Below are 21253 nucleotides of genomic sequence, written 5' to 3'. Positions count from 1 at the left end.
GGTCGGGTCGACGCACCGGGTTGGCGCGGGCGAAGCACGCGAGGTCAGCACCCCGGCATCGGCGGGGCGGAGCCGACCCGCCGGCCCGTCATGACGGACCGGGTTGCTTGCTGACAGAATTATCGCCATGTCCGACGTTCCCGCCCGGCCCCGCGTCTTCTCCGGCATCCAGCCGACAGCCGACTCGTTCCACCTCGGCAACTATCTGGGCGCGGTGCGGCACTGGGTAGCCCTGCAGGACACCCACGACGCGTTCTACTGCGTCGTGGACCTGCACGCCATCACCGCGGGGCACGACCCGGCGCTGCTGCGCCAGCGGACCCGGGTGGCCGCGGCCCAGCTCTTCGCGGTCGGGCTGGACCCGGAACGCAGCACCCTGTTCGTCCAGTCGCAGGTGCCCGAGCACCCGCAGCTGGCCTGGGTGCTCGGCTGCATCACCGGCTTCGGCGAGGCCAGCCGGATGACCCAGTTCAAGGACAAGTCGCAGAAGCAGGGTAACGAGCGGGCCAGCGTCGGGCTGTTCACCTATCCGGTCCTCCAGGCCGCCGACATCCTGCTCTACCAGGCCAACGCGGTTCCGGTCGGCGAGGACCAGCGCCAGCACCTGGAGCTCTCCCGGGATCTGGCCCAGCGGTTCAACTCGCTGTTCGGCGCCACGTTCACGGTGCCCGCGCCACACATCGTCAAGGACACTGCCAAGATCACCGATCTGCAGGACCCGACGGCGAAGATGTCGAAGTCGTCGTCCTCGCCGGCCGGCATCATCGACCTGCTCGAAGATCCGGCCCGGTCCGCGAAGAAGATCCGTTCGGCGGTGACCGACACCGGCCGGGAGATCGTCTTCGACGCCGAGACCAAGCCGGGCGTGTCCAACCTGTTGACCATCCACTCGGCGCTCAGCGGCCGCAGCATCGACGAGTTGGTGGCCGCGTTCGCGGGTCGAGGCTACGGCGACCTGAAGAAGGAGCTGGCCGAGGTCGTGACGGACTTCGTCCGGCCGATCCAGGAGCGCACCCGCACCTACCTGGACGATCCGGCGCAGTTGGACAAGCTGCTCGCGGCCGGCGCGGAGAAGGCCCGCGCGGTGGCTTCGGCGACCCTGCGGTCCGCGTACGAGCGGGTCGGGTTCTTCCCGCCTGTGCGCGGCGAGTAGGTCCGCGGTACAGGTGGACGGGTCGGTGGTCGGAGGGGCGGCGCGAAGCGTGGATCGCAGTGGCGGGGTGCCGCCGACCGGCGACACCATCCAGATCGGCATCGCGGTGGACATCCCCGAGCCGTGGGGTGCCCAGCTCACCCGGCGACGGATCGAGGCCGGCGATCCGCTGGCGGTGCCCGCGCACGTGACGTTGCTCGGTCCCACCGAGATTCGCACGGCCAACCTGCCTGCGGTCGAGCGGCACCTGGCCGCCGTCGCCGCCGCGCACCTGCCGTTCACGCTGCACCTGCGGGGCACCGGCACGTTCCGTCCGGTCACCCAGGTGGTGTTCGTCGCGGTGGCCGCCGGGATCAGCGAGTGCGAGTTGCTGGCCGCGGCCATCGCCGCGACGCCCGGCCTGCACCGGGAGCTCCGATTCCCGTACCATCCGCACGTCACAGTGGCTCAGGACGTGGCACCGGAGGCCCTGGACAAGGTGTACGAGGATCTCGCCGACTTCTCCGCGGTGTTCGAGGTCGGCGCGTTCACCCTCTTCTCGCACAGCGGGCAGACCAGGTGGCAGCCACGCCGGGACTTCTGCCTCGGCGACTGAAGCGCGGCGACTGAAGCGCGGCGACGCGCCGGCCGGCGAGCACGGGAAGCTGGTTGCCACGACAGCGGTGGGAGATCGGCGAGGATGATCGCGTGAACGTGATCGGCCGGATCGAGGCGGGCATCGACCGCTGGGTGAGCGGCGCGCGCCACCGGTCGAGCCTCTTCGACCACGTGTGGCGGGCCGGCGTGCTGTACGGCGAGGTGCTGGCCGGCCGGTTGGCAGCCGCGATCGCCTACTACGGCTTCTTCGCGGTGTTCGCCCTCGCCCTGGTCGCGTTCTCCGTCTTCGGCGCGATCCTGGAGGACAACGACGAGGTCAGCGCGGCGGCGGCCGACTTCCTCAAGGAGAATCTGCCGTTCCTGGACGCCGAGCAGATCGCCAACTCCAGCGGCACCGTCGGTGTGGTCGGCCTGGTCATCCTGGTTTTCACCGGGATCGGCTGGGTGGAGGCCATCCGATCCTCGCAGCGACTGATGTACCGGCTCAACCAGCAGCCGGGCAACCTGGTGGTGCGGCGGCTCGTCGACCTGGGCGTGATGATCGGCGTCTTCGTGCTGCTCGGCGTGTCGGTCGCGGCGGTCGACGCGTTGGAGTCGCTGCTGCGTTTCCTGCTCCGCAGCACCGGCTCGGTCGGTCTGACCACGATCAGCGCGGTGCTCAGCGTGCTGGTCAACACCGTGCTCGCCACCGCGCTGCTGCTCGCCGTGCCCCGGCTGCGGATGAGCCGCTCCCGGCTGCGCCCGGTGGTGTTGCTGGTGGCGATCGGTATCACCCTGCTGAACACGGTCGGGCGATACTACGTGGTGCGGACCGAGCGGAATCCGGCGTACACCGTGGTGGCCGGTGCCGTCGGTCTGCTGCTCTACCTCTACCTGCTCAACCAGTTGGTGCTGTTCGGCGCGGCGCTCCTCGCGACCAGCACCACCGGTCGGGTCGTGGATCTCGCGGAGACCCCGGCGCCGCCGAAGGATGTCGACGAGGGCATCGACCCCGGTACGCCGGGCGGGGCGGGCTGATGACGGAAGGCGGGCAGGTGCTGATCTCGGTCGATGCGGACTCGCCGGTGCCCCCGTACGAGCAGGTGCGGGTGCAGCTCGCCGAGCTGATCGGCGACGGCCGGTTGCCGGTCGGCACTCGGCTGCCGACCGTCCGGCAGCTCGCCGCTGACCTGCGGTTGGCAGCGAACACGGTGGCTCGCGCCTACCGCGAGTTGGAGACGGCCGGGCTGTTGGAGACCCGGGGACGCAACGGCACCTTCGTCGCTCCGGGGCGGGACGACGCCGTCGACCGTCTCCAGCGGGCAGCGGCCGGCTACGCGGCGGAGGCGGCTCGGCTCGGTGTGCCCCCGGCCACGGCGCTCGCCCTGGTCCGCGCCGCTCTGGACGCTGTCCGTCCCGGCTGACCGGCCGGCCAACACGGCCGTCGAGACAGCCGCCGAACGACCACCGAACGAGCGCCGAACGACCACCGAACGAGCGCGGGAGGGCCACCGGACGAGCGCCGGAGGACCGCCGGACGGGCGACAACAGTGGAGAACCGCATCGGCGCTCGCGTTCGCGGACCATGATGAGCCGGTGGGCGCACTCATGACACTCGACCTGCCGGCGGACTCACCGCTGCTCGGCCTGCCGTGGATCATCACCTTCGGTCCGCTCGGTGACCTCGACGAGTGGGAGCCGGTGGTCTGCGGGCCGTACGAGCGCCCCCACGCGTTGGCCCTGGCCGAGGCGGTGGTGGCCGAGGAGCAGTTGGTGGCCGTGGTGGAGCCGTTGCTGCCGGCGCTGTCCCCCGACGAGATCCGCAGCGAGATCGCCGCCGCGCAGGTCGCCGCCGAGGACGAGGCCCGTCAGGTGGAGGGGGCCGACCTGTACGGGGACTTCGAGGACGTGATCGACGAGGAGTTGGACGCGGCAGCCGACGAGGCGGGTCACGGTGAACCCGCCGAACCGCCGGACGAGGCCGAGGTGCGTGCCGGCTTCACCCGGATCGCGGCGTTGCTGACCGCGAAGTGAGGGCTCAGCGGGTCGGCGGGCGGTCCAGCACGCAGAACTCGTTGCCCTCCGGGTCGGCGAGCACCGTGAACTGTTCGGCCCCGGTCTGCCCGACGTCGACGTGCCGCGCGCCGAGGCTCAGCAGCCGCCGTACCTCGGCCTGGGGGTCCGCGTCCGCGACCAGGTCGAGGTGCAGCCGGTTCTTGCCCCGCTTGGCGGTGCCCGAGCCCTGCAACCACACGGTGGGCGCCGTGGCGGACGGCGGCCCGGGCGGCCGGAGCCTGGCGCTGCCGTCGTCGCCGCGCTCGACGTCGTAGCCGAGGGCCGTCGACCAGAACGCGACCATCACGTCCAGGTCCTCGACGTCGAGCGTGCACTGGGCGATCCGTACCACCATGGGGCACCTCCGTAACGACGGTGCCCAATTCCGTACCCGCGGCCCCTGCGGGCCACACCACCGGCCGGCTACGGACACCGGCGCCACGCGGAGCGGACTCCGCGCGGCGCCGGTGGCACCTCACCCCCCACCACAAGGGGTCGGTAGCCCAGTCGCCCGCCGGCGCGGGGCACGACGAACGACCAGGTCGAGAACGAGTTACCCGTTCAGCGCTGTTCCAACCAGACTGCCGCGTCAATGGGCAGCAGATGACCGGTGCCCTGCTCGGTGAGCTCGTCGCTGGCGACGAGCGGCTGGCCGTACCCGTGGATCAGGACCGGTGCGCCGCTGAGGTTGACCACGCAGGTCAGCACGGTTGTGCCGGCGGTACGGGAGAAGGCCAGCACGCCCGGTTCGCTCTCCCGCCAGGTGACCCCGTCGGCGTCGAGGGCGAGCGCGGGATGGTCGTGCCGGATCCGCAGTGCCGCCCGGTACAGCTCCAGGGTGGAGCCGGGCACGCCGGTCTGCGCGGCGACGGAGAGCGTCTGCCAGAGGGCCGGGGCGGGTAGCCAGCTCAGCTCGCTGCCGGCCGGCCCGAAGCCGTACGGGGTCAACTCGCCGCTCCACGGGATGGGCACCCGGCAGCCGTCCCGGCTCTCGCCGGTGCGCAGGAACGCCGGATCCTGGCGTAGCTCGTCGGGGAGGTCGAGAACCTCGGGCAGGCCCAACTCCTCGCCCTGGTAGAGGTAGGCGCAGCCGGGCAGGGCGAGCATCAGCAGGCTGGCGGCGCGGGCTCGGCGCAGTCCTTCGGGGCCGTCGCCGTATCGGGTGACGTGCCGCTGCTTGTCGTGGTTGGACAACACCCAGGTGGTGGGCGCCCCGACCACTGTCGCCTCGGCCAGCGCGGTGTCGATCACCTTGCGGAACGAGTCGGCCGACCAGGTGGCGTCGAGGAAGTCGAAGCTGAACGCCTGGTGCAACTCGTCCGGGCCGATGTAGCGGGCCAGCCGCTGCGGCGTCTCGGCCCATGCCTCGGCGACCGCCATCCGGCCGCCCGGGTAGCTGTCCAGGATGGGCCGCCAGGCGCGGTAGATCTCGTGCACCTCGTCCTGGTCGAAGTACGGCAACCGGCCCTTGCCGAGCAGTTCGACCTGACGCTGGCCGGTGGTCATCGAGCTGAAGCCGACGTCCGGCAGCCCTTCCGCCTTGATCATGCCGTGCGCCACGTCGATGCGGAATCCGTCCACGCCCCGGTCCAGCCAGAACCGCAGCACGTCCTCGAACTCGGCGCGGACCTCCGGGTGGCGCCAGTTCAGGTCGGGCTGCGACGGGTCGAACAGGTGCAGGTACCACTGACCGTCAGCGATCCGCGTCCAGGCGGGGCCGCCGAAGATGCTCTCCCAGTCGTTCGGGGGCAGCTCGCCGTGCGCGCCCCGGCCGTCGGCGAAGAGGTAGCGGGCCCGCTCCGGTGAGCCGGGGCCGGCGGCAAGCGCGGCGGTGAACCACTGGTGCGCGCTGGAGGTGTGGTTGGGCACCAGGTCGACGATGATCCGCAGGCTGTGGGCGTGCGCGTCGGTGATCATCGCGTCGAAGTCGTCGAGGGTGCCGAACATCGGGTCGACGTCGCGGTAGTCGGCCACGTCGTACCCGCCGTCGATCATGGGCGAGGTGTAGAAGGGGGTCAGCCAGAGCGCGTCCACCCCGAGGTCGCGCAGGTACGGCAGGCGCTGCCGGATGCCCTGGAGGTCGCCGATGCCGTCGCCGTCGCTGTCGGCGAAGCTGCGGACGTACACCTGGTAGACGACCGCGGAACGCCACCAGTCGTCGGCGGCGGGCGGTGGGGTGGCGGCGCTGATCATTCGAGCAATATGCCGGCCGGCCGCTGCAAGAGTCAAGCAGATCTTGCGTAAGAAAGGCGTGCGGAACTCGGTGCGACAGCCGTGGAGCCGCGGACCACCAGCTCCGGGCGGAACAGGTACTCCGAATGCGGGGCGCCGTGCCCGTTGATCTCGTCCACCAGTGCCCGGACGGCGGCCACCGCCATCGCGGTGACCGGCTGCCGCATGGTGGTCAGCGGCGGGTCGGTGAAGGCCATCAGCGGTGAGTCGTCGTAACCCACCACGGAGAGGCCGTCGGGCACGTTGAGGCCGCGTTGGCGGGCGGCCCGGACCGCGCCGAGCGCCATCAGGTCGGAGCCGCAGACCACACCGGTGACGCCGCGGTCCAGCAGTCGCCCGGCCGCCGCCTCGCCACCCTCCACTCCGAACAGTGACAGCTCGGCGAGTGGGCCCAGGTCGGCTTCGGCGACGCCGGCCAGTCGGGTCATCGCGGATCGCCAGCCGGCGACCTTGCGCTGCACCGGGACGAACCGGTCCGGGCCGGTGATCAGGCCGATCCTCCGATGTCCGAGCGCGACCAGGTGGGCGACGGCGAGTTCGGCCGCCTCCCGGTCGTCGCAGGACACGAAGGGTGCGCCGATGCCGGGCACGTACCCGTTGATCATCACGACCGGCAACGGCCGGGCGAGCAGCGCCCGGTAGCGGTCGTGGTTGGCGGCGGTGTCGGCGTGCAGGCCGGAGACGAAGACGATCCCGGAGACCTGCCGGTCCAGCAGCATCTCCACGTACTCGTCCTCGGTCACCCCGCCGGCGGTCTGGGTGCAGAGCACCGGGGTGAACCCGCTCTGCGCCAGGGTCGACTCGATGACCTGGGCGAAGGCGGGGAAGATCGGGTTGTCCAGCTCCGGTACCACCAGGCCGACCAGGCCGGCGCTGCGCTTACGCAGTCGGGCCGGGCGCTCGTATCCGAGCACGTCGAGGGCGGTGAGGACGGCCTGGCGGGTCTCCGCTGCCACGCCGGGGCGGTCGTTGAGCACCCGCGACACCGTGGCCTCGCTGACTTCGGCCTGCTGGGCGATGTCGGACAGTCGAGCGCGCATGGCGGCACTTTAGCCCACCGGCAAGTTCTTGCGGAGTGCTTTGCAAGCCCTTCCATAATCTGCAACGTCTTGCTAACGTCCCCGCAACATGCGCGAGCAGCGGCGCAACATCATGCGTCGGTTGGCAAGAACTTCCAAACTTTCCACTGGCCGGCCGCCCTCCCCCGGCGGACCCGCCATGACGACAGGAGCACCGATGCGCATCCGTACCGCGGGTGTGGTCGCCCTCTTCGCCCTGGCGCTCGCCGCCTCGGGCTGCGGTGGCGACAGCGACGAGCCGGCCGCGAAGGACACCCCCAAGGCAGCCGGCGGCAAGATGGTCATCTGGGCGGACGACAAGCGGACCGCCGCCCTCAAGCCGTTCGCCGAGAAGTTCGGCCAGGAGAACGGCGTCACCGTCGAGGTCCAGGCCGTCAGCAAGGACCTGCAGACCAACTTCGTCACCGCGTCCCAACAGGGCAGCGGGCCGGACGTCGTGGTCGGCGCACACGACTGGATCGGTAACCTGGTGCAGAACGGCGCCATCGACCCGGTGCAGCTCGCCGCCGACCAGAAGAGCGCCTTCAACGCGACAGCCGTCAAGGCGGTCACCTTCAACGGCCAGCTCTACGGCGTGCCGTACGCGCAGGAGAACCTGGCGCTGATCCGCAACACCGAGCTGGCCCCCGAGGCGCCGAAGACCATTGAGGACCTGGTCGCCAAGGGCAAGCAGCTCACGGCGTCGAAGAAGGTCACCGAGACGCTCTGCCTCCAGGTCGGCCAGAACGGCGACGCCTACCACATCTACCCGCTCTACAGCTCGGCCGGCGGATACCTCTTCGGCACCGGCGCCAACGGCGACTACGACCCGAAGGACCTGGGCGTGGGCAAGCCCGAGTCCATTGAGGCCTTCAAGAAGATCGGCGCGCTCGGCGAGAAGGGCGCGGGTGTGCTCAAGCGCTCCATCGCGGACACCAACTCGATCGCCACCTTCACCGGCAAGAAGTGCGCGTACCTGGTCTCCGGACCGTGGGCCGTGGCCGACGTCAAGAAGGCCGGCATCTCGTACGACATCTCGGCGATCCCCGGCTTCGCCGGCGGCAGGGAAGCCCAGCCGTTCGTGGGCGTGCAGGCGTTCTACGTCGCGGCCAAGGGCACCAACAAGGCGCTGGCCCAGGAGTTCGTGGCCAACTACACCACCACGCCCGAGCTGGCCGTCGCGTTGTACAACGCCGAGCCCCGGCCGCCGGCGTTGACCGCCGCCCTCGACCAGGTCAAGGGCGCCGACGCGGACCTGGCCAAGTTCCAGGAGGCGGGCAGGAACGGGCAGGTGCTCCCGGCCATTCCGGCGATGGCCGCGATCTGGGACCCGTTCGGCAAGGCCGAGGCCGCCGTCATCGGTGGGGCGGACCCGACCAGCACCATCACCGCCGCCGGCAAGACGATCTCCGGCCAGATCAAGTAATGAGTACGCCGCTGTCCGGCCCGGGGTCTGCCACGCAGGCCCCGGGCCGGGAGCCCGCCGGCTCCCCACCCCCGCGCTCCCGTGCCACACGTGACCACGCGCCGATCACCCTGACCGGGCTCGCCGGCAAGGTGCTCCTGCTCGGCCTGACCGCCGGTGTCGCCGTCTGGGCGGCGTTCCCGCTCGTCGCCGCCGAGATGTGGGTCGGCCTGGCGCTGCTGGTGGCGTCCACCGCCGGGCTGTTCTACCTGTACCTCACCCGTCGGCACGTCCCCGCCAAGTACCTGGTCCCGGGAACCCTGTTCCTGATCGCCTTCCAGGTCATCCCGGTGCTCTACACCGCCAGCACCGCCTTCACCAACTTCGGGGACGGGCACCGGGGCAGCAAGGACGACGCGATCGTCGCCATCGAGTCCTCGTCGGTCACCCAGGTACCCGGATCCGCCGAGTACGCCCTGACGATCGCCACCACCGGCGACCCGGCCACCGGTGCGCTGGTCTTCCTGGTCACCGACCCGGGCACCGGCGCGGTCTCCGTCGGTGACAGCGACGGGCTGCGCCGACTCGACAGTGCCGACGTCACGGTCGCCACCGGCGGGAGGGTCACCGCCGCCGCCGGGTACACAGTGCTGAACATCGGCCAGGCCAGCTCCCGCAGCAAGGAGATCACCGACCTGGTGGTGCCCACCCCCGGTGGCGCGCTGCGCTCCAGCGGCCTGTCCCGCGCGTACGAGGGCAAGGCGGTGCGGGCGTACGACGCCGCCTGCGACTGCGTCCGCGACGCCGAGACCGGGCGGACCTGGACCGCCGACGACGAGGCGGGTGCCTTCGTCGCCGCCGACGGTGAGCGGCTGGCCCAGGGCTGGAAGGTCAACGCCGGGCTGACCAACTTCACCCGTGTGCTCACCGACAAGAACGTCTCCGGCCCCTTCCTCAGCACCCTGATCTGGAACTTCGCCTTCGCCATCGGCTCCACCGGTGGGACGTTCCTGCTCGGCATGCTGATCGCGGTCGCGCTGCACTCGGCCCGGATGCGCGGCACCAATCTCTACCGGGTGCTGCTGGTCCTGCCGTACGCCATGCCGTCGTTCGCGATGCTGCTGGCCTGGCGGGACATGTTCAACGCCGACTTCGGGCTGATCAACAACCTGTTCGGGCTGGACGTGGACTGGTTCGGTCAGGCGTGGACGGCCCGCTTCGCGGTCATCCTGGTGCAGCTCTGGCTCGGGTACCCGTACATGTTCCTGGTGGCCACCGGTGCGTTGCAGGCCATCCCGCGCGAGCTGACCGAGGCCACCTCGGTCGACGGGGCCTCACCCTGGCAGTCCTTCCGCGCGGTCACCCTGCCGCTGTTGCTGGTAGCGCTCTCGCCGCTGCTGATCTCGTCGTTCGCGTTCAACTTCAACAACTTCAACGCGATCTACCTGACCACCGACGGTGCGCCCTTCCCCGCCGACAACCCGACGAACGGCGCCACCGACCTGCTGATCACGTACACCTATCGGCTCGCCTTCGGCGGCCAGGGGGCGCAGCTCGGCTTCGCCGCCGGCATCTCGGTGTTCATCTTCGCCATCGTCGCGGTGGTCTCCGCGGTCGGCTTCCGGCGCACCCGCAAACAGGAAGAGGTGTACGCGTGACAACCCTCAACCTCAACCAGGCCGGCCGGCGGCGTGGCCGCTGGTTCACCCAGGTCGGCTGGCGGCACCTGGTCGCCGTGCTCGCCGTGTTGTTCAGCCTGTTCCCGATCGTTTTCGTGGTGTCCGCGGCACTCAACCCGCTCGGTACGTTGTCCACCACCGAGTTGGTGCCGACCGGCGGGGTGTCGCTGGACAATGTCGGTGGGTTGTTCGAGCGGACCGCTTTCGGGCGGTGGTTCCTCAACTCGTTGCTGATCGCCGGGGTGGCGGCGTTCGCGTCGGTGTTCCTCTCGGCGCTCGCCGCGTACGCCTTCTCCCGGATGCGGTTCCGCGGCCGCCGGGTGGGGCTGCTGTCGCTGCTCCTGGTGCAGATGTTCCCGCAGTTCCTGGCGATCGTGGCGATCTACCTGATCTTCGGCACGATCACCGACCTGTGGCCGTCGATCGGCTTCAACACTCCGTGGGGTCTGCTGCTGCTCTACCTGGGTGGCGCGCTCGGGGTGAACACCTGGCTGATGAAGGGTTTCTTCGACACGTTGCCGCGGGAGTTGGACGAGTCGGCCACCATGGACGGTGCGTCGCACGCCCAGGTCTTCTTCCGGATCATGCTGCCGCTGGTGGCGCCGATCCTGGCGGTGGCCGGGCTGTTGGCCTTCATCGGCACCATCAACGAGTTCCTGATGGCCAACGTCTTCCTCACCAGTAGCGACTCCAAGACCCTGGCGGTGGGGATGTACGGCCTGTTGGAGGGCAACGAGCGCAACAACAACTTCGGCATTTTCGCGGCCGGCACCCTGCTCACCGCGATCCCGACGGTGCTGGTCTTCCAGTTTCTCCAGCGGTACATCGTCTCCGGGCTGACCTCGGGAGCCGTCAAGGGGTGAGACCGGGGGCGGTCGATCTCCGGTGGCGCGCGGTAGGGTGCTCCGGCGCCGTGCTGACGTTGCTCAGCGAGAGCGGGCCAGCGAACGTGTGGCGCTTTTGTTTCACTGGCCGCTGGTGGCCCGCCGCCCTTCATCCGCCGTCCGGTGCTGTTCCCGGGGAGACTCTCGTGCAACTGTCGATCTTGATGCCGGTCTACAACGAAGCGGAACGCGTCGGGGAGGCCCTGAAGCAGGCCCTCGCCGTGCAGTACCCGTGCGAGATCGAGATCGTGGTGGTCGACGACGGCAGCACTGACGAGACCGCCGAGATCCTCGGTCGGATGGATGACGCGCGGCTGCGGGTCGTGACCCACCCGCGCAACGCGGGCAAGGGCGCGGCGATCAGGACCGCTGTGGACAACGCCCGGGGCGAGTACATGGTGATCCTGGACGCCGACCTGGAGTACGACCCCCAGGACATCCCTCAGCTGTTGGCGCCGGTGTTGGAGGGGCAGGCGACAGTCGTCTACGGCAACCGCACCTTCGGCAGCCACAGTGCCTACAGCTTCTGGTACGTGGTCGGCAACCGCGGCGTCACCACGGCGGCGAACATTCTTTTCAATTCCTACATCGGCGATGTGGAGACGTGCTTCAAACTGATGCCGGTGGAGCTGTTCCGGTCGTTGAACATCCGGTCGCGCGGGTTCGGCATGGAGGCCGAGGTGACCGGCAAGCTGCTGCGCCGGCAGATCCGCCCCTACGACGTGCCGATCACCTATCGGGCGCGGGGCCGCGCGGAGGGCAAGAAGATCACCTGGCGGGACGGCATCGAGGCGTTGTGGATCCTGGGCCGGGAACGAGCCCGGCGTCGTCCCGGCGGCATCCCCGCCAAGACCCTCGCTGACCGATGACCAGCACGAAGCGCCGGGACCCGACCACGATCGCCCGGGTCGTCGTGGCGCTCGTCGGTGTGGGCTGCCTCCTGCTGACCGCCCAGGGCGCCGTGCAGGCCACCGGTCGTGGCCTCGCCTTCATGACCGACCGGGAACACGACCTTCCGGCCCTCCAGCATCAGGTGGATCTGGAGACGCTCTGGCAGCAGTTCGTCGAGCAGGTGCCCGCCGGCAGCCGGATCTCGCTCACCCCGGCCCGGGCGAACAAGGACCTGTGGCAACAGCGGTTGAGTGAGCTTGCCGTGCTGCGCGGATGTGTGGTCGTCCAGGCGGGTCCTCGGGACTACTGGGTGGGCGTGACCACGGTGCAGCGGAAGCGGCCGACCAGCCCGGGCGTGCGGCTGGTCGTCCGGAAGGTCGGCTGACGACATGGCTCTCACCTCGATGCTCGCCGTGCTCGGCCTCCTCGCCGCCGGTTTTCCGCTGGCCTTCGCGGTGCTGCGCAGTCCCTTCCTCGCAGTGCTCTTCGCGCCGGTGACGGCGGCGCTCCTGAGCACTGTCGCGGTGGTCCTGATGCTGGTCGTCGGCGGTCCGCTGTTGCTCTGGCTCGCGCTGGTGCTGGTCGCCGGGGCGGCCGGCGCCTGGTGGCTGTCGCGCCGCCCCGGCGAGTCGGCACCGTACGGGGGGTGGTCGCACGCCCTGCTGATCGCGCTGCCACTGCTCCCACCGTGCTTCATGATCTTCGAGCCGGCCTTCCAGTGGGACGCCCACTCCATCTGGTGGCTGCACGCCGGCTACTTCGCCAACGGCAGCGAGTACGCGCGGGCGACGATCGGCAGCCCCGCCTTCGTCTTCTCGCACACCGACTACCCGCCGTTCGCCTCGGCGCCCGTCGCCGCCGTGTGGAGCGTCGTCGAGCCGGACTTCCGTACCGCGCAGCTCGTCGGCACGTTGGTCACCGTCTCGGCGGTCGCGATGCTGGTCTACCTGGTCCGGCGGGCGCTGAACCGGGTGTCCGCGCGGGTGGCCTGGGCGCTGGCCATCGCGGTGGGCCTGGCAACCTGGGCGAACGTCCCGTACGCAGTGACCGGTGGTCTCGCCGACGCGCTCTGGTCCACTGCCTTCGCCGGTGCGGCGGTGGCGCTGCTGCTCGGTGCGGATCCGCTGCGCCGACCCGCGGTGCCGCTGGTGCTGTTGACCGTCGCGGCGCTCAGTAAGAACGAGGGGCTGATCGCCGTCGCGGGCCTGGCCGTGCTGGTCACCGTGCGGGGCCGCGCCGACCTGCGGCGGGCGGCGCTGGTGTGGCTGCCGGTGCTGGCCGGGGGTGCCTGGGCGGTGCTGGCCCGCCTGTTGGACGCCCAGTCGGACATCACCAGCGGCACCTCGGATGCTCGGGACGCGGGGGTGGTGGAACGCTTCCAGTTCACCGTCGCGGCGTTGTGGGACGTGGTTGGTCCGCTGCTGGTGGGCGCCGCGGTGGTGGCGTTGATCGGCACCCTCTTCCTGCGGGGGCGGCGTCATGCCGCCGGGCTGGCGGCGGACGGCTGGGTGTGGGCGGCCAACGGCTACTACCTGGCGGTTCTGATCGGGACCTACCTGTCCGGCCCGAACGAGATCCAGTGGTGGCTGGCGACCTCGGTGAACCGGGTGACGCTGCCGGTGGTGCTCCTGGCTGCGGTGAGCCTTGCCGGATGGGTCGCCGTCGCGTTCGGCGGTGACAGCCGAGCCGGGTCGCAGACGGTGCTCGACCAGCCGCGCGAGCCGGCCATGTCCGGTTCCACCCCGGGAACGACCGGTTGATCGACTGATTCGCGCCTGTCGGCGGATCCCGCTACTACGATCCGTCGTTCATAGGGGAGTATGGCGAGCGTGGAAGCTCTCAGACTCATCCTCCTCTACGTCCATCTGATCGGGTTCGCCCTGCTGCTCGGCGGCTCGATCGCCCAGTACGCCAGCGGTCGGCTGCGGATCAACCAGGCCATGCTCTGGGGCGCGGTGATCCAGTTGCTGACCGGGCTGGGCCTGTCCGCGCCGCTACGCGACGGCGACGAGCCGGCGCCGGCGAAACTTGTGACGAAGTTGGTGATCGCGCTGCTGATCTTCGTCATGGTCTTCTTCTCCCGGAAGCGGGACGTGGTCAACCGTGGTCACTTCCTCGCGATCGTCGGCCTGACCCTGGTCAACGCGGCGGTAGCGGTCTTTTGGCGGTAACGTCCGGGGAGGGTGGGCGCCTCCAGGAAACGGACGTTGCGGACACCTTGGCGCTCGGCTACCAGCACGAAGAGTGACTTGCCCCACGCAAGGGTTACACCCGGGTAACAGGCGCTCAACAGTCGTGCACGATTGTCGGCCGGTGGGTGGACGCGGGCGTACGCTCCCGTCCGTAACGTGGGACAGCCGGCGGCACACCCGCAGGCCGGCTGATGGGCTGCCACCGCACAAGGCGCGGTGAGCAATGGGAAGGAGACGTCTTGCGCTCGGTGCGTGGGATGCGGATCGCCTCGATCTTCGCGGTGGGTGGGCTCGCGCTCACCGCCGCCGCTTGTGGCGAGGCGCCCAAGGATGACAACAACGCCGGCAGTGGCGCCAAGAAGTTCAGCGCCTGCATGGTGACCGACGTCGGCGGCATCGACGACAAGTCGTTCAACGCTTCGGCCTGGAAGGGCCTGCAGGAGGCCAAGGCCGCCAACGACAACATCGACATCAAGTACGTCGCGTCGAAGGCGGAGGCGGACTACGAGCCGAACCTGACGCAGTTCGTCAACCAGAAGTGCGACTTCATCCTGGCGGTCGGTGGCCTGATGGAGAACGCCACTAAGAAGATCGCGGCGGCGAACCCGAACCAGGTGTTCGGCATCGTCGACGCCAACCCGGGTGTGGACAACGTCTACCCGATGCAGTTCGACACCGCGCAGGCCGCGTTCCAGGCCGGTTACCTGGCCGCCGGAATGACCAAGTCCGGCAAGGTGGCCACCTACGGTGCGGTGCCGATCCCGCCGGTGACGATCTTCATGGACGGCTTCGTCGACGGCGTCGCGCAGTACAACAAGGCCAAGGGCAAGAACGTCCAGGCGCTGGGCTGGAACAAGGAGACCCAGAAGGGCTCCTTCTCCAACGCCTTCGACAAGCAGGACGAGGGCAAGAAGGTCTCCGACGCGCTGGTCGCCCAGGGCGCGGACATCATCATGCCGGTCGCCGGCGGCTCCGGCCTCGGCACCACCGCCGCCGCCAAGGCCTCGGGTGGCAAGTACAGCACCATCTGGGTGGACGTCGACGGCTGCGAGAGCACCCCGGACTGCTCGGCGATCATCACCACCGTGGTCAAGAACATCCCGGACGCCGTCAAGGAGGCCGTGGTGAAGGCTGCCGCCGGTGACAAGCTTCCGGCCAACCCGGGCTTCGTCGGCACCCTGGCCAACAACGGTGTCTCGATCGCCCCGTACCACGACTTCGACAGCAAGGTTCCGGCCGAGCTGAAGGCTGAGGTCGACAAGATCAAGGCTGACATCGCCGCTGGCACCATCACCGTCACCTCGAAGGCTCAGCCGACCAAGTGACAACCGCACGGCTCCTCCGGTGAGATCATCGGGGAGGTCGGCGGGGGACAGGTACGACCGATCGGCCGCTTCGGCCCTGCGGGTGACCGTGGGGTCGGAGCGGCCGATCGCGCACCACGTCAGCCGGGCCGCTCCGGCCGGGTTGACGGCAGCTAGGCTGCACCATCGCTCGCACTCCAGGAGGTTGCGCTGAGACTCGAACTGCGCGGCATCACCAAGCGGTTCGGTGATCTGGTCGCCAACGACCACATCGACCTGACGGTGGAGCCTGGAGAGATTCATGCCCTGCTCGGCGAGAACGGCGCGGGCAAGTCGACCCTGATGAACGTGCTCTACGGGCTCTACCAGCCTGACGAGGGCGAGATCCTGGTCGACGGCAAGCCGTTGAAGCTGAAGGGCCCGTCCGACGCGGTCGGTGCCGGGATCGGCATGGTGCACGCTCTCCGGCGGCAACCAGCAGAAGGTGATCGTGGCCCGGGAGCTGTCCCGGCCGCTGAAGCTCCTCATCGCCGCCCAGCCGACCCGTGGTGTCGACGTCGGGTCGATCGAGTTCATCCACAGCCAGATCATCCACGAACGGGACGTCGGCACCGCCGTCATGGTGGTCTCCAGCGAACTCGACGAGGTGATCGGGTTGGCCGACCGGATCGCGGTGATGTACCGCGGTCGCATCATCGGCATCGTCGGCCCGGACACCCCGCGTGAGGAGATCGGCCTGCTGATGGCCGGCATCACCCCGGACTCGGCGAACGAGCGCAACACGGACGCCGCGCCCGGCGACGGGCCGGCCACCGACGGGAGCCCGGCGAGCGACCCGGGCTCCGCGAGCGAGGACGAGGCATGAGCGAGCGGCAGCGAGTGAATCGGTGTTGCAGGGCGTTGGTGCCTCATGGCGTCACGCAGCGAAGCGGAGTGACGGCATGAGCGAGCGGCAGCGAGTGAATCGGTGTTGCAGGGCGTTGGTGCCTCATGGCGTCACGCAGCGAAGCGGAGTGACGGCATGAGCGACTCACCCAACCCGCAGTCCGGCTCGCCGGACAAGGAGCCGGCGAGCGAGGCGCAGGCGGCGCAGAACGCGCTCGGCAACACCGAACGGGCCGAGGTGGCGACCGAGCCGGACCGCCCGGCGGCGAAGCCGGAGCCGGGGTCGAAGCCGAGCCTGGGTCGGCTGTTCCTGGACAACCTCTGGGCGGCCAACACCTTCACGGTGACCCTGCTGTCGCTGGTGTTGGCGATCGTGGTCGGCGCGGTACTGATGATCATTTCTGATCCCGATGTGCTCTCCACGTACTCGTACATCACCTCCCGCCCGTCCGACGCGATCAACTCCAGCTGGACGCTCGTCAGCGAGGCGTACGCGAACCTGTTCAAGGGCTCGATCTTCGACCCCGAGGCGTTCTCCGGCTGGCTGGACGGCGCCAACGGCTGGCAGGCGGTGCTCGCGCCGATCTCGGAGACGCTGACCTACGCGGCGCCGCTGGTCTTCACCGGTCTGTCGGTGGCGTTGGCCTTCCGTGGCGGCCTGTTCAACATCGGCGCCCAGGGCCAGGCCACCATCGGCGTGATCATGGCGGCGCTGGCCGGCTTCCTGCTGCCGCTGCCGCCGGGCCTGCACCTGCTGGTGGCGGTGCTGGCCGGCGCGCTGGGCGGAGCGATCTGGGGTTTCATCCCCGGCATCCTCAAGGCCCGGGCCGGCGCGCACGAGGTGATCAACACGATCATGCTGAACTACGTCGCCACGTACTTCCTCACCTGGTTGATCGTGCAGAACGGCGTGCAGGACCCGACCCGTACCGACGCGATCAGCAAGGCGGTGGACACCTCCGCCCAGCTGCCCCGACTGCTCGGCGACAACCTGCGGGTGCACGCCGGCATCCTGCTCGCCGTGCTGGCCACCTGGGCGGTCGCCTGGCTGCTCAACCGCTCGACGCTCGGCTTCGAGCTGCGTGCGGTCGGTGCCAACCCGGACGCCGCCCGGACCGCCGGCATCAGCGTCACCCGGACGTACATCCTGATCATGGTCTTTGCCGGCATCCTGGCCGGCCTCGGCGGCTCGAACATGGTGCTCGGCTCGACCGCCAGCGCGTTGACCCCGCTGGTGGTCGCGCAGATCGGCTTCGACGGCATCCTGGTGGCGCTGCTCGGGCGGGTGAAGCCCTGGGGGGTGTTGCTCGCCGCGCTGCTGTTCGGGGCGCTGCAGGCCGGTGGTAACCGGATGCAGTCGTACTCCGGGATCTCGCTGGAGCTGGTGACGGTGCTCCAGGCGCTGATCGTCATCTTCATCGCCGCGCCGGCCCTGGTGAAGGCGATCTTCCAGCTCCGGGCCGCCCGCGCCGCCCGGTTGCAGACGAGCCTGGCGAAGGGCTGGTAACTGATGTCCACCATGGCTGTCCCCGACATCGCCGTCGCCCCGGTAGACGAGGGCTTCTGGACCCGCAGCCGCAAGGTCGGCCTCACGCTGCTGGGGCTCGGTCTGCTGTCCGCGGTGCTCTTCGGCGCGCTCGCCACCGACCAGCAGGCCCGGTTCACCCTCAGCGACGACGCGGCCGGCGCCGCGTTGGAGATCAACGGCACGATCGGGGCGATCCTGTTCGGGATCATCGCGATCGCCGCCGGTGCGGCGCTCCTCGCCGGGGTGCCGAAGCGGTGGTTCCTTCCCGTGCTCGCCGTCGGGCTGGTCGGTTTCGTGCTGTCGTTCCTCTGCTGGCAGATCTCCGCCGCGCCGACCGGGCAGAACTTCATGCCGCTGGTCAACATCATCCGGGGCACCTTCATCCTGGCCCTGCCGTTGATCTTTGGCGCGCTCGCCGGTGTGCTCTGCGAACGCTCCGGCGTGGTCAACGTGGCGATCGAGGGTCAGCTGCTGATGGGCGCGTTCAGCGGCGCCCTCTTCGGCAGCATCTCCGGCAGCGTCTGGGTGGGCCTGGTCGCCGCCGCCATCGGCGGCGCGTTCCTCTCGCAGCTGCGCGCCGGCGTCGCCAACCGTTACCTGGTCGACCAGGTCGTCATGGGCATCGTGCTGAACCTGTTGGCGGTCGGCGTCACCGGCTTCCTCTACGAGCGGCTGATGCAGACCGACGCCGCGAGGTACAACAGCGCGCCCCGCTTCAGCAACTGGGAGATCCCGCTGCTGAAGGACATCCCGGTGCTCGGGCCGGCGTTGTTCCGCGGCAACATCTTCCTCTACCTCGGGCTGCTCCTGGTCCTGGTGATCCACATCGCGTTGTTCCGCACCCGGTGGGGGCTGCGTACCCGGTCCGTCGGCGAGCACCCGATCGCGGCCGACACGCTCGGCGTCAAGGTGCTGCGGGTGCGCTACCGCAACGTCCTGCTGGCCGGTGTGGTCGCCGGCATCGGCGGCGCGTCCTACACGCTGGCGCTCTACTCGTTCACCAAGAACATGATCGGTGGTAAGGGCTTCATCGCCCTGGCCGCGCTGATCTTCGGCCGGTGGAACCCGACCGGCGCGCTGCTCGCCGCCCTCTTCTTCGGGTTCGCCGACCAGCTCGCCACCTACCTGGGCGCGATCAGCAGCTCGATCCCCAGCCAGTTCCTGGCCATGCTGCCCTACCTGGCGACCATCCTGGCCGTCGCCGGGCTGGTTGGCCGGGTCCGGGCACCGGCCGCCGACGGCAAGCCGTACATCAAGGGCTGACCACCATCACCACAGACCGCTGCGGGCAGGGCCGGGGACCCGGCCCTGCCCGCTTCTGACCTGGGCTACTTCGGCAGAATGATGACATGACCGACATTGACTGGGCGCAGTTGCGCGCTGCCGCCACCGAAGCGATGCGGCACGCGTACGCGCCGTACTCGACGTTCCCGGTCGGCGCCGCCGCGCTGGTCGACGACGGCCGGGTGGTGGTCGGCTGCAACGTGGAGAACGCCGCGTACGGGGTGACGCTCTGCGCCGAGTGCGGGGTCGTGTCCAGCCTGCACGCCACCGGTGGCGGTCGGCTCGTCGCGCTCTCCTGCGTCGACGCGACCGGCGAGCCGTTGATGCCGTGCGGCCGGTGCCGGCAGCTGCTCTGGGAGCACGGCGGGCCGGAGTGCCTGATCGAGAGCAAGACCCGGCCACTGCGGATGGCCGAGCTGCTGCCGCACGCCTTCGGCGTGGAGGACCTGGAGGCCGTCACCGGTGAGACGCCGGTGCCGGTGGTCCCGGAGCGGCTCGCTGCCTGGCGCGGGCGCGGCACCGTCTTCGTGCACCCGGACATGTCCGCTGGTCAGCAGGTCTGGACGGCGTACTGGGAGCGGTCGGCCGGAGACGACGCCGGTGCCGAGACCGGGGTGCTGGAGGAAGCGCCGAGCTGGGACCAGCCGGCCGAGGCGATCACCTGGGGTCTGGCCCGGACGCCCCGGGTGGTGGTGGTCGACGACGAGCACCTGGTCCGTGCCGGCCTGCGGCTGATCCTGGAGGCGGCCGAGGACATCACCGTCGTCGGTGAGGCGGCCGACGGTGCCGGCGCGGTGGAGCAGGCGCACCGGTTACGCCCCGACGTGGTGCTGCTCGACGTGCGGATGCCGGGCGTCGACGGGCTGACCGTCGCGCCCGAGGTGGTCTCCGCCGGACCGAAGGTGATCATGTTGACCACCTTCGACCTCGACGAGTACGTGCACCGGGCGTTGCGGGCCGGGGCGGTGGGATTCCTGCTCAAGGACACCCCACCCCGCGAGCTGGCCGCCGCCGTCCGGACGGTGGCCGCCGGGAACGCGATGCTCGCCCCGACGGTGACCCGGCGCCTGATCAGCTCGTTCGCCGAGCGTGGTCCGGCCCGTCGGGAAGCGGCCCGGCAGCGACTCGCGCCGCTCACCGCGCGCGAGCTGGAGATCGTCCGGGAGGTGGCGCGCGGGCTCGGCAACGCGGAGATCGCCAGACAGCTGACGATGAGCGAGGCCACCGTGAAGGCGCACGTCAGCCGGGCGCTGGCGAAACTCCAGGCGGGCAACCGGGTGCAGCTGGCCATCCTGGTGCACGACGCCGACCTGCTCTGACGAACGGCAGGCCGATCCGGCCCGGTCAGTGGCGGGCGGCGGCGCGGCGGTGCGCCCGGTGCCGCAGCCACCGGACGCCCTCGATGCCCAGCGTGACGATCACCGAGAGGCCGATCCCGGCGAGGACGCCCTTGACGGGGTGGCGTTCGAAGGCCAGCCCACCGAAGTAGCCGAGCAACCCGCAGTACAGGGCCCAGGTGACCGCCGCGATCGCGTCGTAGAGCAGGAACGACCGGCGGGGATACCGCACCGCGCCCATGGTGAGGGTGACCGCGGTCCGGCCGCCCGGCAGGTACCGGGAGGTGGTCAGGATCAGCCCACCGCGTCGGTCCAGCGCGCGGCGCGCCCACTCGGAGCTGGCCCGTCGGCGGCTGCCGTCGGGGAATCCGGCGAGCCGGTTCGCGCCGCCACCGCGCCCGATGGCGTACGACACGTGGTCGCCGGCGCAGGCGCCCACCGCGGCGGCGACGATCACCGCCGCCAGGTTGGGGTTGCCGCTGGTGGAGAGCACGGCGGCGGTGATGACGGCCGCCTCGCCGGGCACGGCCGGGAAGAACGCGTCGACCGCCGTGAGCCCGAAGATCAACAGGTACACCCACGGTGAGGTGACCAGCTGTCGGAGCAGGTCGAGCGCGGAATCCATGTCCCCATGCTCGCCGGGTACGACCCGCCCGGTGGCCGAAGCCGCGGGATCACCCCCACCTCTCCCCGCGCCGATCTTGCACTTTGTGCCTGGACCAAACCCTGCAAGTGCCGCATAACGACAACCGAAAGTGCAAGATCGACGCGGGGAGAGGTGGGGGTGATC

General features: G+C 70.1%; 21 protein-coding genes and 2 pseudogenes. 19 read left to right on the top strand and 4 right to left on the bottom strand.

Annotated features, from left to right (window positions below):
- Positions 1-127: 127 nt before the first annotated feature.
- The 5 genes from trpS (at position 128) to KBX53_RS02390 (ending at position 3763) form a co-directional block, all read left to right on the top strand.
- Complete coding sequence (gene trpS / locus KBX53_RS02410) at positions 128-1153, top strand: tryptophan--tRNA ligase (protein WP_210857656.1); 1026 nt, start codon at positions 128-130, stop codon at positions 1151-1153.
- Between the two features lie 25 nt (positions 1154-1178).
- Positions 1179-1748 (top strand): 2'-5' RNA ligase family protein, encoded by a 570-nt coding sequence (locus tag KBX53_RS02405; RefSeq protein ID WP_209444494.1) that lies wholly within the window; start codon positions 1179-1181, stop codon positions 1746-1748.
- A 92-nt stretch (positions 1749-1840) separates the two neighbouring features.
- Positions 1841-2767, top strand: coding sequence for a YihY/virulence factor BrkB family protein (locus KBX53_RS02400; RefSeq protein ID WP_030329082.1), 927 nt, complete (start codon positions 1841-1843; stop codon positions 2765-2767).
- A complete protein-coding gene (locus KBX53_RS02395) occupies positions 2767-3153 on the top strand; it encodes a GntR family transcriptional regulator (protein ID WP_210857655.1) in 387 nt (128 codons plus the stop codon). Before KBX53_RS02400 ends, KBX53_RS02395 begins: the two co-directional genes overlap by 1 nt.
- A gap of 172 nt (positions 3154-3325) precedes the next feature.
- Positions 3326-3763 (top strand): hypothetical protein, encoded by a 438-nt coding sequence (locus tag KBX53_RS02390; RefSeq protein WP_030329078.1) that lies wholly within the window; start codon positions 3326-3328, stop codon positions 3761-3763.
- Positions 3764-3767: 4 nt separating this feature from the next.
- Here the strand turns inward: KBX53_RS02390 and KBX53_RS02385 are convergent, their stop codons facing one another.
- From KBX53_RS02385 to KBX53_RS02375, 3 genes are all read right to left on the bottom strand, one after another.
- Positions 3768-4139: a VOC family protein gene (locus tag KBX53_RS02385; RefSeq protein WP_210857654.1), complete on the bottom strand. Its 372-nt coding sequence runs from the start codon at positions 4137-4139 to the stop codon at positions 3768-3770.
- A gap of 206 nt (positions 4140-4345) precedes the next feature.
- A complete protein-coding gene (locus tag KBX53_RS02380) occupies positions 4346-5977 on the bottom strand; it encodes a glycoside hydrolase family 13 protein (RefSeq protein WP_210857653.1) in 1632 nt (543 codons plus the stop codon).
- Between the two features lie 32 nt (positions 5978-6009).
- Positions 6010-7056, bottom strand: a complete 1047-nt coding sequence (locus KBX53_RS02375; protein WP_030329071.1) for a LacI family DNA-binding transcriptional regulator — start codon at positions 7054-7056, stop codon at positions 6010-6012.
- A 196-nt stretch (positions 7057-7252) separates the two neighbouring features.
- Here KBX53_RS02375 and KBX53_RS02370 point away from each other — a divergent pair, with 196 nt between their 5' ends.
- The 14 genes and pseudogenes from KBX53_RS02370 to KBX53_RS37070 all read left to right on the top strand — a co-directional run bounded on the left by KBX53_RS02370 (position 7253) and on the right by KBX53_RS37070 (position 20445).
- The gene (locus tag KBX53_RS02370) at positions 7253-8500 is read left to right on the top strand and encodes a maltose ABC transporter substrate-binding protein (protein ID WP_030329069.1); all 1248 of its coding nucleotides are present in this window, start codon (positions 7253-7255) and stop codon (positions 8498-8500) included.
- Positions 8500-10137: an ABC transporter permease subunit gene (locus KBX53_RS02365; RefSeq protein ID WP_030329066.1), complete on the top strand. Its 1638-nt coding sequence runs from the start codon at positions 8500-8502 to the stop codon at positions 10135-10137. Before KBX53_RS02370 ends, KBX53_RS02365 begins: the two co-directional genes overlap by 1 nt.
- Positions 10134-11021 (top strand): sugar ABC transporter permease, encoded by an 888-nt coding sequence (locus KBX53_RS02360; RefSeq protein WP_210857652.1) that lies wholly within the window; start codon positions 10134-10136, stop codon positions 11019-11021. The genes KBX53_RS02365 and KBX53_RS02360 overlap by 4 nt, the downstream gene beginning before the upstream one ends.
- Positions 11022-11188: 167 nt before the next feature.
- Positions 11189-11911, top strand: coding sequence for a glycosyltransferase family 2 protein (locus tag KBX53_RS02355; RefSeq protein WP_030329062.1), 723 nt, complete (start codon positions 11189-11191; stop codon positions 11909-11911).
- Positions 11908-12318, top strand: coding sequence for a hypothetical protein (locus tag KBX53_RS02350; protein ID WP_210857651.1), 411 nt, complete (start codon positions 11908-11910; stop codon positions 12316-12318). Before KBX53_RS02355 ends, KBX53_RS02350 begins: the two co-directional genes overlap by 4 nt.
- Positions 12319-12322: 4 nt before the next feature.
- Positions 12323-13693, top strand: a complete 1371-nt coding sequence (locus tag KBX53_RS02345; RefSeq protein WP_210857650.1) for a hypothetical protein — start codon at positions 12323-12325, stop codon at positions 13691-13693.
- Positions 13694-13762: 69 nt separating this feature from the next.
- Positions 13763-14104 carry a hypothetical protein gene (locus KBX53_RS02340; RefSeq protein ID WP_210857649.1) on the top strand — a complete coding sequence of 114 codons (342 nt, stop codon included), beginning with the start codon at positions 13763-13765 and terminating at the stop codon, positions 14102-14104.
- Between the two features lie 278 nt (positions 14105-14382).
- Positions 14383-15450 carry a BMP family protein gene (locus KBX53_RS02335; RefSeq protein WP_210857658.1) on the top strand — a complete coding sequence of 356 codons (1068 nt, stop codon included), beginning with the start codon at positions 14383-14385 and terminating at the stop codon, positions 15448-15450.
- Positions 15451-15711: 261 nt separating this feature from the next.
- Positions 15712-15828 (top strand): annotated as a pseudogene (locus tag KBX53_RS37080) (ATP-binding cassette domain-containing protein); the annotation flags it as partial.
- Between the two features lie 37 nt (positions 15829-15865).
- Positions 15866-16294, top strand: a complete 429-nt coding sequence (locus tag KBX53_RS02330; protein ID WP_309140697.1) for a hypothetical protein — start codon at positions 15866-15868, stop codon at positions 16292-16294.
- Between the two features lie 156 nt (positions 16295-16450).
- On the top strand, positions 16451-17821 hold the full coding sequence (locus tag KBX53_RS02325) for an ABC transporter permease (protein WP_210857648.1): 1371 nt from the start codon (positions 16451-16453) through the stop codon (positions 17819-17821).
- Positions 17822-17824: 3 nt separating this feature from the next.
- Positions 17825-19105: an ABC transporter permease gene (locus tag KBX53_RS02320; protein WP_210857647.1), complete on the top strand. Its 1281-nt coding sequence runs from the start codon at positions 17825-17827 to the stop codon at positions 19103-19105.
- 86 nt (positions 19106-19191) lie between these two features.
- A pseudogene (locus tag KBX53_RS37075) lies at positions 19192-20133 on the top strand (cytidine deaminase); the annotation flags it as partial.
- Between the two features lie 33 nt (positions 20134-20166).
- Positions 20167-20445, top strand: coding sequence for a LuxR C-terminal-related transcriptional regulator (locus KBX53_RS37070; RefSeq protein WP_309140696.1), 279 nt, complete (start codon positions 20167-20169; stop codon positions 20443-20445).
- Between the two features lie 25 nt (positions 20446-20470).
- On the opposite strand, the gene KBX53_RS02310 is transcribed toward KBX53_RS37070, so the two are convergent.
- Positions 20471-21088, bottom strand: coding sequence for a DedA family protein (locus tag KBX53_RS02310; protein WP_030332169.1), 618 nt, complete (start codon positions 21086-21088; stop codon positions 20471-20473).
- Positions 21089-21253 lie beyond the last annotated feature (165 nt).

Origin of the sequence: Micromonospora sp. M51, from assembly GCF_018070305.1 — a bacterium.
GTDB classification, from domain to species: Bacteria; Actinomycetota; Actinomycetes; order Mycobacteriales; family Micromonosporaceae; genus Micromonospora; species Micromonospora parva.
The sequence above is the reverse complement of the archived record's forward strand: the minus strand, read 5'-3'. Positions and strand labels throughout refer to the sequence as shown.

What these genes read in the sequence shown, in the direction of transcription:
- KBX53_RS02380 (WP_210857653.1), bottom strand. Translation starts at nt 5,977, where the DNA reads ATGATCAGCGCCGCCACCCCACCGCCCGCCGCCGACGACTGGTGGCGT.
- KBX53_RS02350 (WP_210857651.1), top strand. Translation starts at nt 11,908, where the DNA reads ATGACCAGCACGAAGCGCCGGGACCCGACCACGATCGCCCGGGTCGTC.
- KBX53_RS02370 (WP_030329069.1), top strand. Translation starts at nt 7,253, where the DNA reads ATGCGCATCCGTACCGCGGGTGTGGTCGCCCTCTTCGCCCTGGCGCTC.
- KBX53_RS02320 (WP_210857647.1), top strand. Translation starts at nt 17,825, where the DNA reads ATGTCCACCATGGCTGTCCCCGACATCGCCGTCGCCCCGGTAGACGAG.
- KBX53_RS02375 (WP_030329071.1), bottom strand. Translation starts at nt 7,056, where the DNA reads ATGCGCGCTCGACTGTCCGACATCGCCCAGCAGGCCGAAGTCAGCGAG.
- KBX53_RS02335 (WP_210857658.1), top strand. Translation starts at nt 14,383, where the DNA reads ATGCGGATCGCCTCGATCTTCGCGGTGGGTGGGCTCGCGCTCACCGCC.
- KBX53_RS02395 (WP_210857655.1), top strand. Translation starts at nt 2,767, where the DNA reads ATGACGGAAGGCGGGCAGGTGCTGATCTCGGTCGATGCGGACTCGCCG.
- KBX53_RS02365 (WP_030329066.1), top strand. Translation starts at nt 8,500, where the DNA reads ATGAGTACGCCGCTGTCCGGCCCGGGGTCTGCCACGCAGGCCCCGGGC.
- KBX53_RS02310 (WP_030332169.1), bottom strand. Translation starts at nt 21,088, where the DNA reads ATGGATTCCGCGCTCGACCTGCTCCGACAGCTGGTCACCTCACCGTGG.
- trpS (WP_210857656.1), top strand. Translation starts at nt 128, where the DNA reads ATGTCCGACGTTCCCGCCCGGCCCCGCGTCTTCTCCGGCATCCAGCCG.
- KBX53_RS37070 (WP_309140696.1), top strand. Translation starts at nt 20,167, where the DNA reads ATGCTCGCCCCGACGGTGACCCGGCGCCTGATCAGCTCGTTCGCCGAG.
- KBX53_RS02325 (WP_210857648.1), top strand. Translation starts at nt 16,451, where the DNA reads ATGAGCGACTCACCCAACCCGCAGTCCGGCTCGCCGGACAAGGAGCCG.
- KBX53_RS02385 (WP_210857654.1), bottom strand. Translation starts at nt 4,139, where the DNA reads ATGGTGGTACGGATCGCCCAGTGCACGCTCGACGTCGAGGACCTGGAC.
- KBX53_RS02345 (WP_210857650.1), top strand. Translation starts at nt 12,323, where the DNA reads ATGGCTCTCACCTCGATGCTCGCCGTGCTCGGCCTCCTCGCCGCCGGT.